General features: G+C 36.7%; 16 protein-coding genes and 1 tRNA gene. 9 read left to right on the top strand and 8 right to left on the bottom strand.

Features of this window, described 5'->3' with window-relative positions; genetic code table 11:
* Window position 1 precedes the first annotated feature (1 nt).
* From tsaD to GFU89_RS20945, 3 genes are read left to right on the top strand one after another with little or no spacing between them, the layout of a single operon-like run.
* On the top strand, window positions 2-1,018 hold the full coding sequence (gene tsaD, locus GFU89_RS20955) for a tRNA (adenosine(37)-N6)-threonylcarbamoyltransferase complex transferase subunit TsaD (RefSeq protein ID WP_318848972.1): 1,017 nt from the start codon (window positions 2-4) through the stop codon (window positions 1,016-1,018).
* Entirely contained in the window at window positions 1,015-1,410 is a 396-nt protein-coding gene (locus GFU89_RS20950; protein WP_318848971.1) for a hypothetical protein, read from the top strand. The genes tsaD and GFU89_RS20950 overlap by 4 nt, the downstream gene beginning before the upstream one ends.
* Window positions 1,407-2,102 carry an RsmE family RNA methyltransferase gene (locus GFU89_RS20945; protein WP_318848970.1) on the top strand — a complete coding sequence of 232 codons (696 nt, stop codon included), beginning with the start codon at window positions 1,407-1,409 and terminating at the stop codon, window positions 2,100-2,102. The genes GFU89_RS20950 and GFU89_RS20945 overlap by 4 nt, the downstream gene beginning before the upstream one ends.
* A gap of 88 nt (window positions 2,103-2,190) precedes the next feature.
* On the opposite strand, the gene GFU89_RS20940 is transcribed toward GFU89_RS20945, so the two are convergent.
* Window positions 2,191-2,871, bottom strand: coding sequence for an RNA methyltransferase (locus GFU89_RS20940; RefSeq protein WP_318848969.1), 681 nt, complete (start codon window positions 2,869-2,871; stop codon window positions 2,191-2,193).
* A gap of 162 nt (window positions 2,872-3,033) precedes the next feature.
* On the opposite strand from GFU89_RS20940, the gene GFU89_RS20935 reads away from it, so the two are divergent.
* From GFU89_RS20935 to GFU89_RS20920, 4 genes are all read left to right on the top strand, one after another.
* Window positions 3,034-4,050, top strand: coding sequence for an asparaginase (locus tag GFU89_RS20935; protein ID WP_318848968.1), 1,017 nt, complete (start codon window positions 3,034-3,036; stop codon window positions 4,048-4,050).
* 55 nt (window positions 4,051-4,105) lie between these two features.
* Window positions 4,106-4,192 (top strand) — tRNA-Ser (locus GFU89_RS20930).
* 189 nt (window positions 4,193-4,381) lie between these two features.
* The gene (locus GFU89_RS20925) at window positions 4,382-4,798 is read left to right on the top strand and encodes a hypothetical protein (RefSeq protein WP_142719241.1); all 417 of its coding nucleotides are present in this window, start codon (window positions 4,382-4,384) and stop codon (window positions 4,796-4,798) included.
* A 188-nt stretch (window positions 4,799-4,986) separates the two neighbouring features.
* Window positions 4,987-5,721 carry a hypothetical protein gene (locus tag GFU89_RS20920; RefSeq protein WP_318848967.1) on the top strand — a complete coding sequence of 245 codons (735 nt, stop codon included), beginning with the start codon at window positions 4,987-4,989 and terminating at the stop codon, window positions 5,719-5,721.
* 69 nt (window positions 5,722-5,790) lie between these two features.
* Here the strand turns inward: GFU89_RS20920 and GFU89_RS20915 are convergent, their stop codons facing one another.
* Complete coding sequence (locus GFU89_RS20915) at window positions 5,791-8,262, bottom strand: TonB-dependent receptor (RefSeq protein ID WP_318848966.1); 2,472 nt, start codon at window positions 8,260-8,262, stop codon at window positions 5,791-5,793.
* 445 nt (window positions 8,263-8,707) lie between these two features.
* Between GFU89_RS20915 and GFU89_RS20910 the strand changes: the two genes are divergently transcribed.
* On the top strand, window positions 8,708-9,511 hold the full coding sequence (locus GFU89_RS20910) for a DUF2490 domain-containing protein (RefSeq protein ID WP_318848965.1): 804 nt from the start codon (window positions 8,708-8,710) through the stop codon (window positions 9,509-9,511).
* Between the two features lie 118 nt (window positions 9,512-9,629).
* Here the strand turns inward: GFU89_RS20910 and GFU89_RS20905 are convergent, their stop codons facing one another.
* Together GFU89_RS20905 and GFU89_RS20900 are read right to left on the bottom strand one after the other, a co-directional pair.
* Window positions 9,630-10,325 carry a hypothetical protein gene (locus GFU89_RS20905; RefSeq protein WP_318848964.1) on the bottom strand — a complete coding sequence of 232 codons (696 nt, stop codon included), beginning with the start codon at window positions 10,323-10,325 and terminating at the stop codon, window positions 9,630-9,632.
* A 324-nt stretch (window positions 10,326-10,649) separates the two neighbouring features.
* Window positions 10,650-12,182 (bottom strand): M20/M25/M40 family metallo-hydrolase, encoded by a 1,533-nt coding sequence (locus tag GFU89_RS20900; protein ID WP_318848963.1) that lies wholly within the window; start codon window positions 12,180-12,182, stop codon window positions 10,650-10,652.
* A gap of 193 nt (window positions 12,183-12,375) precedes the next feature.
* Here GFU89_RS20900 and GFU89_RS20895 point away from each other — a divergent pair, with 193 nt between their 5' ends.
* Window positions 12,376-12,963, top strand: coding sequence for an FMN-dependent NADH-azoreductase (locus tag GFU89_RS20895; RefSeq protein WP_318848962.1), 588 nt, complete (start codon window positions 12,376-12,378; stop codon window positions 12,961-12,963).
* Window positions 12,964-13,269: 306 nt separating this feature from the next.
* Here GFU89_RS20895 and map read toward each other — a convergent pair whose 3' ends face one another.
* From map to GFU89_RS20875, 4 genes are all read right to left on the bottom strand, one after another.
* Window positions 13,270-14,034: a type I methionyl aminopeptidase gene (map, locus tag GFU89_RS20890; protein ID WP_318848961.1), complete on the bottom strand. Its 765-nt coding sequence runs from the start codon at window positions 14,032-14,034 to the stop codon at window positions 13,270-13,272.
* 424 nt (window positions 14,035-14,458) lie between these two features.
* The gene (locus tag GFU89_RS20885) at window positions 14,459-14,698 is read right to left on the bottom strand and encodes a hypothetical protein (protein ID WP_318848960.1); all 240 of its coding nucleotides are present in this window, start codon (window positions 14,696-14,698) and stop codon (window positions 14,459-14,461) included.
* Window positions 14,698-15,627, bottom strand: a complete 930-nt coding sequence (locus GFU89_RS20880; RefSeq protein WP_318849094.1) for an RHS repeat-associated core domain-containing protein — start codon at window positions 15,625-15,627, stop codon at window positions 14,698-14,700. Before GFU89_RS20880 ends, GFU89_RS20885 begins: the two co-directional genes overlap by 1 nt.
* A gap of 11 nt (window positions 15,628-15,638) precedes the next feature.
* Window positions 15,639-15,983 (bottom strand): hypothetical protein, encoded by a 345-nt coding sequence (locus GFU89_RS20875; RefSeq protein WP_318848959.1) that lies wholly within the window; start codon window positions 15,981-15,983, stop codon window positions 15,639-15,641.
* Between the last annotated feature and the right edge of the window lie 22 nt (window positions 15,984-16,005).

The following is a 16,005-nucleotide window of genomic DNA, read 5'->3' as shown; positions in this document are numbered from 1 at the left end:
TATGAGCGACTCTATAATTTTAGGTATTGAATCGTCCTGCGACGACACCTCAGCAGCTATCATCAAGGGAAATTCTATTCTTTCAAACATTGCCGCGAACCAGGCCATCCACAAAGAATATGGTGGTGTTGTCCCTGAATTGGCTTCACGGGCCCATCAGCAAAATATTATTCCCGTTGTTGAAAAATCTTTTTCCAAAGCAAATATACAACAAAATGCAATCTCAGCTATAGGATTTACACGAGGACCCGGACTTTTAGGATCTCTTCTTGTAGGAACATCATTTGCCAAGTCTTTGGCTATGAGTCTCAACGTTCCATTAATTGAAGTAAATCACCTTCAAGCCCATATTCTGGCCCATTTCATCGAAGATGCAAATCCTGTGCCGCCTACCTTTCCATTCTTATGCCTTACAGTAAGTGGCGGACATACGATGATTGTGTTGGTAAAAGACTATTTTGATATGGAAATCATCGGAAAAACCATCGATGATGCCGCAGGAGAAGCATTTGACAAAATCGGAAAGATTTTTGACCTCGACTACCCAGCCGGACCAATTATCGACAGACTTGCCAAGGAAGGGAATCCTGATGCTTTTAAATTCAACAAACCGAAGCTGGAGAATTATGATTATTCCTTCAGCGGTATTAAAACTTCGGTATTGTACTTCATTCAGAAAGAAGTCAGAAAAAATCCGGAATTCATTAAGGAAAATCTCAATGATCTATGTGCATCTGTACAGAAGTCTATCATTGAAATCCTGATGAACAAACTTGAAAAAGCAGCCCAAGATCTTAACGTCAATAAAGTTGCTATTGCAGGTGGTGTATCGGCCAATTCTGCGCTCAGAAAAGCAATGGAAGATAACAAAGAAAAGCTGGGCTGGAGTATTTTCATTCCTAAGTTTGAGTATACAACAGACAATGCTGCGATGATCGCCATGGTAGCGAAACTGAAGTTTGAAAGAGGTGAATTTACAGATTTGAGAACTTCTGCAACAGCAAAATACGATTTATGAAAATACTCTTAGAAGAAAAAATACTGGGAACGCATTCTAAAAAGAACTCAAAATATTATTGGGTATTAGAAACGGTTACAGGAAAAAATGAAGATGCGGAAAACGCTTTAGATTACTTTCCATCAAGTTCTGAGACAGGATATATTCAGGATATAAAAGAGGAAATTATAAAAAAAATAAATTCTGAGCATCTTTTCAGTTTTCCATATACTCCAAAGGAAGGAGATTATTTATCGATCAAAAATAATTTGAGAAAGCAGGAATATTTAAATCTGATTTTTATTAACAACATCTGGATTGAAGAAATATACATGTGTTCTTACCGTGATTGTGATACAGATATTTACACGACTATAAAAACAGGAGTTGCATTCTTAACTCAGGATATATGAAACTATTTTACGGAGAAATAACAGGTGACCAGATCATCATCAATGACGAAGAACAGCAGCATATTGTGAAAGTACTTCGTATGAGAGATGGTGAAGAGATTCATGTGACGGATGGAAAAGGAAAACTGGCTTCCGGAAAACTGTTTATAGAAGGTAAAAAAGCAGGTATCATAGTTTCTGAGATCAAAGAAAATCTCCCGGAATTTATCCCCAAACTTCATATTGCGATTGCTCCCACCAAGAATATTGACAGGATTGAGTTCTTTGTGGAAAAAGCGGTGGAAATGGGTATTTCGGAGATCAGTATTATTGTAACCGAGAAAACGGAGCGTAAAAATATTAATATTGATAAAATCCGAAAACAGGCTGTTGCTGCATCAAAGCAGAGTCTGAGATTTCATTTTCCAGTCATCAATGATGCGATAAAACTCACAGACTTTCTGAAAAATATTGACACAGAAGATACGTTTGTAGCACACTGTCATGAGAATTTGGAAAGAATTGATCTTAAAAATATTCCTCAGCTGAAACAGCTTACCTTTTTAATAGGTCCTGAAGGTGATTTTTCTGAAAAGGAAATTGCATTTCTGGCAGAAAATAGAATAAAAGCTGTCTCTCTTGGAAATCAAAGACTGAGAACGGAAACTGCAGGGGTTTTTGTAGCAGCGTGGAATTATTATAATATGATATAGACACACAACTGAGAAACTATAATTTTCTCAACTATTCATAAAAAAAGAGGAGGTTCGTAAACCTTCTCTTTTTTTATTCCTGTATTAATTATTTCCAATCAATATTATTTTCTTTCAGAAATTTATCAAAGATCTGCTGTCCGCTTCTGATTGAATTTACCGTCCAGAGGATTTTCATTCTTAAAAGCTTTTCTTCGTCTAGTTTGTAATCAATATCAGATTTGATCAGCTTTTGTTTCAGTTCATACATACAGATTGAAGCTGCTACGGAAACATTAAAACTCCTTGTAAAACCATACATCGGAATTGCCAGTGTTTCATCTGCAAAGTCTAGGATCTCCTGAGAAACCCCTTCCATCTCCGTTCCAAAAACTAAAGCAATGGGTTCCGTGATTTCATACTCAGGAAGCATTTTAGCATTATTTTCCAATGAAACCACCACAATTTTATATCCTCTGTCTTTAATACTCTGGAAGGATTCCATATTTCGGGGAAGTTTTTCTACTTCAACCCAGGTATCTGCGCCTTTTGTCACCCGAAGGTTGGGCTCAAAACTGTATTCTTCCTGCAAAGCGACTACTTTATGAAAGCCGCAAGCCTCCACAGAGCGTACAATTGCTGCTGCATTTCTAAACTGATAGACATCTTCTACAACCGGAAGTACAAAGTCTGAACTTTCCTGCGAAAAATGTTCAATTTTAGCCAGTCTTTCTTCGGTTAAAAACTGTTTTAAATATTCATAAGTCTGTGCTAAATCACTCATCTGCATTTAGTTATTTTTTCCAATAGCCCAATGTAACACCTACAATTACCATCTTATTTTTGTAAAATTTTGATCTAAGCGTTCCATTCATTTTCAAATCTTTGCAAATTAACGTAATTTTGACCTATGAACCCTAATCGGGCTCCAATTCTTAATTAAAAATAGTACATGAAGCGAAAAGTCCTGCTCATCTATACCGGTGGAACCATCGGAATGGAAAAAGATTATGAAACCGGAAGTCTCCGTGCCTTTGATTTTGGTAATATATTTGAAAAGATGCCTGAAATGAAGCTCATGGAATGTGAAGTCTTTGTTCATCCTTTCGCCAAACCACTGGACTCATCAGATATGGGACCTGAGGAATGGAAGATCATCGCCAATTATATTCTTAAAAATTATAATGACTACGACGGATTCCTGATTCTTCACGGAACAGACACGATGTCTTATACGGCATCAGCATTAAGTTTCATGTTAAAAGGATTAAGAAAGCCCGTGATCATGACCGGTTCTCAACTTCCGATTGGTGATCTGAGGACAGATGCTAAGGAAAATCTTCTGACCAGCCTTTATTATGCCAGCCTTTATGAGAATGATGAAGCAGTCATTCAGGAGGTTGCCATCTATTTTGAATATAAATTATTAAGAGGAAACAGAACATTGAAATATTCTGCCGAGTACTTCGATGCTTATGCAAGTCCCAATTACCCTATTCTGGGACAGTCCGGAGTTCATTTGAATATTCTTAAAGACAATCTGTTTCGTTGTGACCCGGCGGTAGAATTCCATGTGGATGAACATATTTCTGAAGATATTTTATTCTGGAGAATTTTTCCGGGAATGCACTTAAGTCATTTCAGAGAAATTCCTAAAATGAAGGTTCTTATTCTTCAGGTTTTTGGTTCGGGAACTATTTTCAGTAGTGAAAAAACTCAGGAAACACTTCAGGAAATCAGAAATAACGGAACGGAAATCGTAGTGGTAAGCCAGTGTATCTCAGGAGGTATCTCATTCGGGAAGTATGAAAACAGTAATATTTTTTCCAGAATCGGAGCGATCAGCGGAAGGGACATGACTGCGGAAACAGCTATTACCAAAGCAATGCACCTTATTGACAACCCAAGCTACCCGGGAAGCTTTGCAGATAATTTCACCAGAAGCCTTTGTGGTGAAATTACAGATTAAATTGCAAGAATAATTTGGATATTAAAGAAATTACACTATTTTTGCAATCTCAAAAAGAGAGGTGTCCGAGTGGTTGAAGGAGCTACCCTGGAAAGGTAGTATACGGGTAACTGTATCGAGGGTTCGAATCCCTTCCTCTCTGCAAGAAAATTAAAGCCTGTGCTAATGAAGCACAGGCTTATTTTTTGGTTAAAATTCTTTACTCGTATTCAATTCTCTACCTCATAAGTATTTATACTCAAAATCATAATTGGTAATTTATACTATACAACATCTGCCTTGTTCTTCGTTACTTTGAACTACAATCTAATCAACTAAAATCCAGATCAATATGACATCAACAAGTGTAAATGCAAATTCTTCAGGTCAACTCGTACTTGGAAACGGAGCTCAGTTTTGGGTATATCTTTCACCTCAAAACGACACCGCCAGAATGATCTCTACATGGCGTGTAACATTCTCACAGGGAAATTGGAGCGATACCATTTCCAGTGAAAATCCAACCAAACAAATTCAGACTCCCAATCTTTCCGGGATCTTTGAGATTAAGGTAGAATTACTAAGCGGATCTACCGGTACATGGCGCCAGATTCCACCTCAGAACGGAAGTCATAATGAAATAGGCTGTAATTCTAACTGTGCTTCGATGGTAGGTATTGTTGCTGACAGCACCAACCCTCCTATCGGCGCTATTAATGCCCATTTTTGGACGACATGGGATGCCATGTGTAAGACAGGGCAAAACTAAACTATAAATAAACCAGTCCATAAACCAGATTGCCACAGTATTTTGCATACTGTGGCAATTTACTATTCTCCGGACAGAAGCGTATTAAAACATTTTTTTTATGCTGGATGATGAGAAAACTATTGAATCCAGAAATTTGTTTATTCCCTTTTTCACTACATTCGCTTATTCAAACAGGACTTTTCAATATGTATAAATTCAGAACAATATTCTCTTTGCTATTATTTTCAACGTTCTTTCTATTCCCGCAATTGGCGAAAGCCAGTGCCTACTGGATAGAAATTCACGGATCGGGAAAATTAAAAGACCCTGTAAAAGTTCAGGTTTTTTATGGTTTTATTGATGATCTTAGTGAGCGCCACCGAACCACTGGACCGGAATTTAATGAAATCAAAAACTTCCGCTTTTTTATACTTAATACCAAGGGAGAAAAATCAACACTTGAATTGCAAATGAAAGAAGATCACTGGGAAGGAACTTTCACACCTGACAACGAGGGAACTTACCGGATTTTAGGCATGAATGACCAACTTCCTGTTCTTCTTCGTTCTAAGAATCCTGACGAAAATGTACGTCCTATTGATTTTATATGTGGTGCTTATCATGTAGGGAAACCTTCGGAAATGGTATCGCCTGCTCAGTTCATGGATATTCTTCTTCAGGAAAAAAATGGCATTTATACTATTTCTCCGTACAGAAATAGGAAACCTGTTGAAAAAGGAACGGCCATCAGGATATTTAACCCCGAAAACTGGGAGAAAAACATTTCTGTTGATGAAAATCATCAGGCAGTGTTTAAACCCACTCTTTCAGGGCTCTATGTAATCCGACAGGACTGGAATGATAATACTCCCGGAACTTTTCAGGGGAATTCTTATGGAAAAATACGTTACCGGAATAATTACTGCCTTTGGATCAACTGATCTTATCTTAATCATAAAAAATAAAAATCCCGAACATATGCTCGGGATTTTTTCAATTATAATAATTATTTAAAACTTTAAAGAAACACTTCCAAGAAAACGTGCCGGAGCCTGTGGTGTCAAACGTACAGACCATGCTTTTTCATTGGTTATATTATCGAATTTCAATCCTACTCTATATTTTGGCTGATCATAGAAAATCCCAAGATCAAACATTTTATAAGATGGAATGATCACTTTAGCTGTTTGTGTATTGGTTTGATAAGAAGATGAACCCATATTTCCTCCTCCACCTATTCCAAGGCCTTTTAATTTTCCTTCAGAGATCCGGTAGCTGATCCAGAAGTTATACATATTAGCAGGACCTGACAATGCAGGTCTTAACCCGTCAACAGAAGGATTAGCATTGGTATATTTACTGTCATTATAAGCATATCCTGCCACAATATTGAACCCATCAAACGGATTGGCAGTAATTTCGGCTTCTATTCCTTTGCTTAGCTGCGTTCCGTCCTGTATTGAATAGTTGACATCATCAGGGTTGGTTCGCAAAATATTATCTACACGAATGTTATAATAGCTTAAGGTTCCTACCAGTCTGTGATTGAAAATATCCGCCTTCACTCCAAATTCCAATTGATTGGCATATTCCGGTCTGAATGTATTTCCATTGATATCAACACCGCTTACATTATTGAAACCATTCATATAATTTCCAAACAAGGAAACTTTATTTTTCAGTATTTCGTAAACGATTCCCATCTTAGGTGAAAAAGCGGTCTGTCCATAGGGACCTGACTGGGTTCCACTATTGCTTAAACCTCCTTTAATTTCCCCTGTGGTGATATCATAGACTCCTTTAAACTGAAACCTGTCTACTCTCAAACTAGCCATCACCATAAGCTGGTCTGTGATATTGAATACATTCGATACATACGCAGCATAGGTATTATCGCTATTGTTTTCTTTTCTGAAAGCAGAAGTTGCTGTAAGAGCATCAATGATATTCTGATTCACTCTGAAATCCGCTGAAGGGTGAACAAAATTGAATACTTTGGTATTGGTATGGTAACGGTCGAAGTGATTGGAATTGTTATAATAATCCAATCCTACAACCATTCTGTTTCTGAAACGTCCGATATGGAAATCTCCGATGAAGTTCTGCTGGATGTTCGTGGCAATAAATGAAGTTGTTCCTACCATTACCTGAGCAGTTGCTGTAGAGTCTGTCTTTCCGTTAATCGCAGAAATATACCCTTTAATTGTTGATCTTGCACGCGATAAGATGGTCTGGGAAGTCCAGTTTTCTGAAACTTTATAGTTCAGCTGGGCAAAAACATTCATCATCTGCGTTTCATACGCCAGATCATCTCCTAAGAATTTTTTATAATACGGAAACTTCATATCTGCAATAGACTGAGTTTTGTTACTTCCTGTATAAGGATTAAAACGAACAACGGATGTCCCTTTTGCCTGATTAAACTCTACGTCAAGAAGAAGCGACATACGATCGTTGATCTGATAAGAGAAACTAGGTGCAATCGCTAAAGAATTGGTAAACCCAAGATCCTGAAAACTCTTTTCAAAAGTTCCAGCTGCGTTAAGACGAAAAAGAGCAGTTCTATCTTTGTTAACAGGAGTATTCACATCTACTGTCAATCGGTTATAGCTCCAGCTTCCTCCCACATAGCCAACTTCACCGCCAAATTTATTATAAGGTTTTTTCGTCACTCTGTTGTAGACTCCACCGTAGCTGCTGGCTACACTTTTCCCGAATAATGTAGCTGACGGTCCCTTGATAGCCTCTATACGTTCAAGGTTTACGGGGTCAATCACTGAAAATGCGGCTCCTGCCACTCCATTTCTTGCATTAGGTTCTGTTTCGAATCCTCTTGAGCGGAATGTCACCCTTCCCTGGTTGGCAATCATAGGCACTCCTGCTCCCGGTACATTTTTAGAAATACTTCCCAGATCTACAGCAACCTGTTCCTGAAAAAGTTCTTTTGTAACGGTATTGTATACTTGTGGATTTTCTAAGTTTTTTAAGGGTAATCTTGCTACAAATCCGCTTTCTTTTTTGGAAAACCTGTTGGTATTTTTCATGATAACCACCTCCTGTATCGCCTGAATATTTTCCTTGGTAAGCTGATAATCCAGTTTTGTATCTTCTCCTGTTTTAACCTCAACAGGAAGACGGATTTCTTTACTTCCCAGAATTTGTAATTTTAGGGTATAAGAACCCGCATTAAGGTTTTCAAAATGATAATTCCCTTCATCATCTGTCAGGGTTTGTCGATCTGTTTCAAGTAATGAGACTGATATTGCTCTCAGCGGCTGTCCGTCCACCATACTCACTTTCCCGGTTATTCCTCCATGCAAGTCCTGTGCATACAGCGTTGCAAAGCTCAGAAGCGAAAAGAAAAGGATGAACAGCTGCTTAGACCATTGTATGTTGTGATGGGTAGGTATATCATTTTGGGGAGTAGTTCCAGAATGATTCATATGCCCTGATAAGAGCACACATTCATTTGATTGTATCATTTTTCCAGCCTTATTTAAAATAATTATAAATAAAGGTGCAAAATAAAGGATTAACAAATTCTCTCACAAAATTAATTTAACTATTCTAAATAAATTTTAAATGATATTATTTCGTTCTGAAAATTAAAGTATTAAAACAATAGCATACAGCCGATTACAAGGAAGTTGGATTTATCTCAATTCATGAGTTATCCACTTTTCCACAAGTTATTCACATTTTATCCACAATCATTATTTTGATTCAGAAAATTCATTCCTAAATCTATCCCAAATCAAGCTTTTATTTTGTCTTGTTTTTAAACAGTAATAAAAGTTTTTGAATAAACATTTTATGAGTAAAGCCTCTAATTTTGAGATCTTGAAGTATTCTCTCTGCGTATCAATGGTATTTTTACCCACCTCATGGTATCGCAGTCATTTAAAACTAACAAAAAAGCAGTTATCCATGATGTTGAGCATAAAGAAAATCTTTGCAGGATTATTTTTAATGGGCTGTGCAGGCTCAACCTTAAAAGCACAGATCAGTCCACCCGGATTGGGAGATGCCAATAATGCATTCTGGTCTGCCTTCGGAGTCAAACGACAGCTGGATTCTTTGGGAAAGAAGCAAGCGTTAAGTTATGTTGCTATCGGAAGAAAAAGCAGTCCGGATAATCATAATTTATTTTCAAAACAGGCAATCATTGTCTTAAATCACGAAGTGTATCATTCTTTTGCACCACACCAGCAGTATAGCTATGCTTTGAGCTACCGCCGGCAGCCACAGTATGAAAGTACAGCACCTTATGATAGGGAAAATACAGAACAGGAATTCAGAGTTTACGGAAGATATGCCTATACTTTTGACTTTGGAAAGAAATGGAAACTAAAAAATATGGTGCGTCAGGAGTTCAGGAAGTTTTTTGATGCAGACTTTCATCAAGTAGAGGAAGATTTTCAATTCAGAACGCGTATCAAGAGCCAATTAACCTATAATTTATCTCCTAAAAACAATCAAAAACTTGCATTGAGCGCAGAAGCACTATTTTCCATCAGCCATCTCAATGAACCTGATCCGCAATGGGGTTCTTTCGGGTATCGTGAAATGCGAATTGCAGCTTACTATATGTTTACGATCCCCAACTCTCCTTTTACCGTAGATATAGGATATATGGATGATCTGATCAGAGACAGCAGAAGTATTCATCATGGAGGAGTGCATTACCTGGCGGCAGACCTGATCTGGAATATTCCTTACAGAAAGAAATAGTAAAAAGAATAATTCTATACCATCACATACAAAATCCCAGTCATCGCTGACCGGGATTTTTGTTTGAAACATAAGTTTCTCTGCAATATAATTAAGTATGAATGTTTGGTGTAAAATTTTAGTTGCACAATGTCAGAAACTGGCGGCTCAATTGGACATTGAATTTGGCTTCAGCTCTTGAACGGGCATAAATAGTTTGTTTAAAAGCATGTACCGTCTTTAGTTTCTGATCTATGAATTCTGCAATCTGGACAACAGAAAAAAGAAAGTCTCTGTATACCGCCATACTCACCGTCTGACCATAGTATGGCAGGTAAGCTTTCAAAAAAGGAATGGCTTTCTGATGACGATTGTAACTGATACAATATCCTACTCCTTCCATAGAGGTAATAACAGCATAATGATTAATATAATCCTGAATATTTTTGGTACCATCCAAAGCATTGGCATTTGTAGAACAAAACTTATTGATCTTATCCAGAATATGCTGGGCATACTCCATCATGGAAATATTTTTAAATTCAAAAACCTGGTTCATTCCATTGGATGGAGAATTTCCGTTTTCACAATCGATACAGAATGAGATCCCGATTTTTTCATGATAAGGAAAAAAGCAGTCTTTGACTTCAATAGAAGCATCCGGCTTTAGTATATCATCTGTAAAATTATAATAGACATATGGACTGTAAAGTTCAGCAAGAGCTTTCAGATAGTCTGTTTCGCTGGTATTATGATATTCTTCAAACCATTTTTCAAGGTTATCGTAATAATTACTTTCAAAGTCGTTAAAGTTTAAGTAAAATGGCAATTCCATAGCTCTGTAATTTTGATATGACAAAGCTATATCCGTAATGCGACAAAACTTGACGTAATATATTTTTCGTAAAATATTTTTTGGTCAGGAGTCAATTTTGTTTCGCAAAGTCAATAGTGAATATGATTTTAACGCTAAGGATCGCAAGGTTTATTAATAGATAAAGCTTATTGGTTCTCAAAGGCATTTCATTTAGCAGAGAGACCTACTTTTTCTTTGCTGAGTGAAACGCCTTTGCGATCGAAAAAATAATAAGATAGTATAGAAAAATTCGCGAACTCTGCGTTTAATAGTATGCATTATCCCTAGATCCCGTACCCCGAACTACTTATCATAATTCTTCATCACATACTCAAAGTAGTGAATCATTTTCAGGTAGTTTTCAATACTGAGATATTCATTGGTGCTGTGAATACTTTGCTGTTCTGCACTGTTGATCTTAATCGGCATGAATCTGTAAACATTTTTACTTACAATCTCATATTTTCCTGCATCAGTTCCTGCCATCGTAAGGTATGGAGTGACAATAGCTCCGGGATGTATTTCCTTGACTCCGGCTTCTATCATTTTAAAAGCTTTTGTATTGGTCGGAGAAATTGCAGAAGCTTCTCTTGTATTGTCAATTTCTTCTACCTCAACATCGAAACCTTCAGTTGCTTTAGCAATATGATCCCTTACATCCTTTACTGAATTTCCAGGAAGTAATCTGAAATTAACAACAAATTCTACTTCAGGAGAAAGCACATTGGTACCATCACTCCCTTTCATCATCGTCAGGGCAGTCGTTGTTCTTACCAATGCGTTGGTTGTATTATTTTTAGTAAGTTGTGAAATTAATACCGGTTTTAAAAGCCACTGATTGGCGAGTGCTATTCTTGTTGTAAAAGGCATTTCACCTCCTATATTATTAAAAAACTCTTTGATTAAGGGAGTGATCACAGGTTTCATTTGGTTGTCTTCCAAACGCTGCATGATAACAGCTGCTTTTCCGATAGCACTTTCCATGGGAGGCATAGAAGAATGTCCGCCAAGTCCTTTTACTTTTATTTTTGCGGAAAGAAAGCCTTTTTCAGCACATCCTACAACAGCAACATCTGTATCTATCCCTGCCACATTTCCTTTTCTCATAATTAATCCGCCTTCGTCATAAACGGCATCGAACTTCAAGCCTTTTTTCTTAAAATAATCTGCAATCTGGATGGCACCTTTTTGCCCGCCAACTTCTTCATCAAAACCAAACGCCAGATAAATATCACGTTGTGGAATCTGTTTATTTTTAATCATAGAATTCATTGATTCCATTAAGGAAAATAGCATTCCTTTCATGTCTATTGCTCCTCTTCCATAGATCCTTCCATTCGCTACAGCTCCGGAGAAGGGAGCAAAATCCCAGTCTTCTGCTACTTTTGCAACAGGTTCTGCCGGTTTATCATCCGGACGGAATATATTTTCTTCATTATTTTTTATATCGGCATCTCCCGGAGGAACAACGTCCATATGGGAAAGAAATAAGATGGGCTCCAAAGCAGGATTGCTTCCTTTAAGTCTGAACACCAATCCGTACTGATTCACCTCAACGTTTTCCGTATTCTGATATACTAATGGATACGAGGTTTTTAGATAAGTTTTGAACTGATCAAAGGGTGCATAATCGAATTCACCCAAACTTCCTGTAGAAACGGTGGGAACCTTTATTCCTCCCGACAGCCTCATCACTGCAGAATCATTTTTTATGGGTTTCCAGCCTTCGCCTGCTCCTGTATTATTTTTTTTAAACGGATAGGTATACGTTTTAATCAAGACAACAGCGGCCAGAATGACAATGATTCCCAGAAGGATTAAAAGGACTTTTTTCATAGCAGATAAGTTTTGCGAGGTGGTTTAATCCTATAAATATAGCAAAGTATTTATGGTTTAACAATTTAAAGCCGGCTTTTTCAGTCTCAAAAACTATTGAATGCTGTTTTTTCAAATTTTAAACTGATAAAAAGTACATACACCTGTCCCCATTATGAAAATCAGATCGTCATAAGAATAAAAAAATAAAAGTATGAAGAATATTCTGCACATTATTTCCAGCGCAAGAGGAGAACTGTCTTATAGTAATAAATTGAGTTCTTTCATCTTAGAAAAACTTTTACAACAAGGTAATATCAACAAGATTACAGTACGGGATCTGGTTAAGGAAACTCCACCTCATGCAGATGAAGTATCTATTCATGAGTTTTATAAGCATCCGGGATTATATGATGAACAAAGTCAACAGCTTCTTTCATATGCCAATACGATTGTGGATGAAGTGCACCAAGCAGATATTATTGTGATTGGAACTCCTGTGTTTAACCTGGGAATTTCCACTCCTTTAAAAGCATGGCTGGATCAGCTGATCCGGGCGGGAGTTACTTATATTTTTGATGAACAGTGGAATCGTGTTGGTCAGTTTAAGGGTAAAAAAGTATATCTCGCGGTGGCTTCCGGTGGCAGAAGTGCTGAGGGTGCTCCGGATTATATTTCTGCGTATATCAAAGACGTTTTTAGAAGTTATACAGGAATTACTGATGTGGAAACGTATCGTATTGAAGGGACTATGGAGAGTGGTTTTACAGCCGATTATGGAAGTATTCTGAAAGATTTTTGATTCTAGCCACAAATCTCTTAAAAGAAGATTTTTTTAAACGCAAAGTTTTTTATTGTTAATACTGAATATAAGGGAGCGAAGAAGGAATTAACAAGTTGATTGGATGAAGCTTTGCGATTTCAAATAATGATTATTATTTGTTTTTTAACGCAAAGGCGCAAAGTTTTTTTATCCTGATGTATATTTTAAGGCGCAAGAAAATCAAAGATTTTCAGCAAAGAGAGTATGATAAAACCTGAAAAATTTTATTATACTCTCTTGACGCCTTTGCTGCTTACCAATCCTGAAATAAATAACCTTTAGTTTTTAATTCAAAATTTCGTTCATGTGGGTTAGAATGATAGGTTTCCCATCAGTGATTACAATGGTATGTTCGTGTTGAGCCATATAACCGCCTTTATTTCCTACCATTGTCCATCCGTCTTTCAATTCTACTGCAAGATTGGAATCAGTGGAAATGAATGTTTCAATGGCCACCACAGAGTTTTTCTTAAAACGTCTGGAATCAAAACGGTTTTTGTAGTTCAGTAATTCATCGGGTTGTTCATGTAAACTTCTGCCTACTCCATGTCCGGCAAGATTTTTAATAACCTTAAGCCCTCTTTTCTTCGCCTCCGTTTCCATTAAATGCCCTATGTCCGCGATTTTCACTCCACCTTTTATATTGTCAATGGCTTTCTTTAAAATATCTTTGGAAGCTTCCACGAGTTTCTGATGCCCATGAATATCTTTTCCGATGACAAAAGAGCTACCGTTATCGGCCCAATATCCGTCCAGTTCGGCAGACACATCAATATTGATCAGATCTCCTTCTTTCAAAATCCTTTGATCAGTCGGAATACCATGGCAGAATTCATTATCCACGCTGATGCAAGTCCAGCCTGGAAATCCATACGTCAGATAAGGCGCTGACTTTGCCCCGAAACCTTCCAGTATCTTGGCTCCATATTCATCAAGATCTTTTGTGGTCATGCCTGGTTCAGCATACTCCATCATCTTTTTCAAAGTATAGGCAACAGCTTCACTTACTTTTTGCATTCCGATCATCTGATCTTCGGTGGTAATTGACATAGTTTTATTTTGATTGTTATTGAGAACTACAAAGTTAGGAAATTAAAATATTCTGATATGATTTGTTTTAATTCCTAAAATTCGTGTATTATCAGGTACTTTAATATCCTTCTACCCCTTTACCACCCCCTCTACCCCCTTGAGTAAGGGGGTAAAAGGACTTATGAACGGTCTGGAGGCCGTTAATGAAGTAGGTGGAGCCCCTTCGGAACATCCTCCACCTACTTGATAAAGGGACTCGAGAGAATTACTACAGTGGTCAGAGGTACTTTCTAAGTGGCTATAGAAGTGGTTCATAGTATTTTGATAAGGATGTAAAAGGGCTTTTATAAATAAAAACCACTGCTTTTTGCAGTGGTTTTTGTTTTATTCACGGACGTTCACGTCAGCGGGGATATTATAACATATTGTACCTCTTTCTAATTTAAGAGTCTGAAGAATTTAATTCATCCATAAAATCTCTGTTAAAAGGATTTGTTGGCTCATTCACATAAATAAGATCTAAATATTTTATTATATCAAAATCATCATAATTAAAATTGATCTTAATTAAATGAAATGATGCATTCCTCGGTATTCTTTTTTTATAAAAAATGGTAACTATATTTTCTAAAGTTAGGTTTTTATCCTTTTTGATTTCTTCTATAATTTCTAAATGTTTCATTATTTAATATCGAATTTTTTTGAACTTTGAACTCTCCCAGTTGCTTTCCCAGTTGCTCTTTCTCCATAATAACTAATTGATTTATATCCCTTACTTTTCGCCCAAGCTTCAATACTATTCCTATAATCTTTTATCCCGATTTTACCAGCGTATTTTGCATAAGTTTCTTCTAATTTGGTTCCTTCCCTAAATATCTCCGTTGGTATTATATCAACTTTAACATTTACATGAGTCCCTTGTGGCTCTAAATTGGTGTATATAGTCATGTCTGGGGCATCACCTTTTCCTTCAAATGAAAAAATAGCAAATTCATCTCCTATCTCTTCAATACTAAAACCTAGGATTGTAGAATTCTTTGACTCCACTTCTACTGCAGTTTCTACTACATTTGCAGCTTTAGTTGCTCTTCCATACCCCCCAAACATATTATAGCCCCCACCGCCAAAATCTAACATTTCTTCTCGTTTGCTATTTCCTATTAATCGGAAAATCCTATCCATTTTTGTTTCCCCTTGATTATAGAATGGACTTGCTTGCCATTGACGATAAGAATTTAATCCTCCATATTTATCTGTATTTGTTTTAGAGCTGAATTGATTTACAAACCCTCCTTTAATCTCATTCCAAAGCCTAGTAAAAAAATTATTCGTTTTTCGCCTTACAGTAATTACAATTTCTTCTATATTATAGGTTTTTCCATCTGTTCCATCTCCAGGTCCCACTGATGGCCCTCTACCATCAGGATCAATAAAGCGAATTGGATTATTAAAAACATAATTATAGGGTGACCATCTTCTCATTTGGTCAGCCAAGGGATCTACAACACCCCATCTACCCAAATCCGGCATATACATTCTGGCTCCGTAATCAAAAAAAACTGTTTCCTGAAGCTCTTTTCCGTTGTACTTATTATCTAATACACGAAAAATTCGAGGAAGAATTAGTTTTTAAAAATTAAGTAACAGTTTCGATTTTGAGGATTTATTAATTTTTTTCCTTTAATGATAAAGTCCTTTTTTTCTTTATGAGCAACACTATCCTTTCCTTTTAGTGAACTAGTATATTGTGAAATTAAACCTAAAGTATCATTTTTAACTACCCAAATTCCAGATAATTGCTCTACAGAACTAGGATATATTAAAATAAATCTATTGTTTTTTTCAACTAAAAGTATATTTAAAGGAGCGTCTGTAGAGTAGCACTTATTCTCATATCGTCCAATTTTGAATTTAGAATTACAACTAAATAGAAATAGACAAGAGAAAATTATTAAAGTATTTTTCATTTTTTATAATATGTTTGACCAT

Source organism: Chryseobacterium sp. JV558, from assembly GCF_033712365.1.
In the GTDB taxonomy this organism is placed as follows: Bacteria; Bacteroidota; Bacteroidia; order Flavobacteriales; family Weeksellaceae; genus Chryseobacterium.
This window is presented reverse-complemented; position numbering and strand designations above follow the sequence as displayed.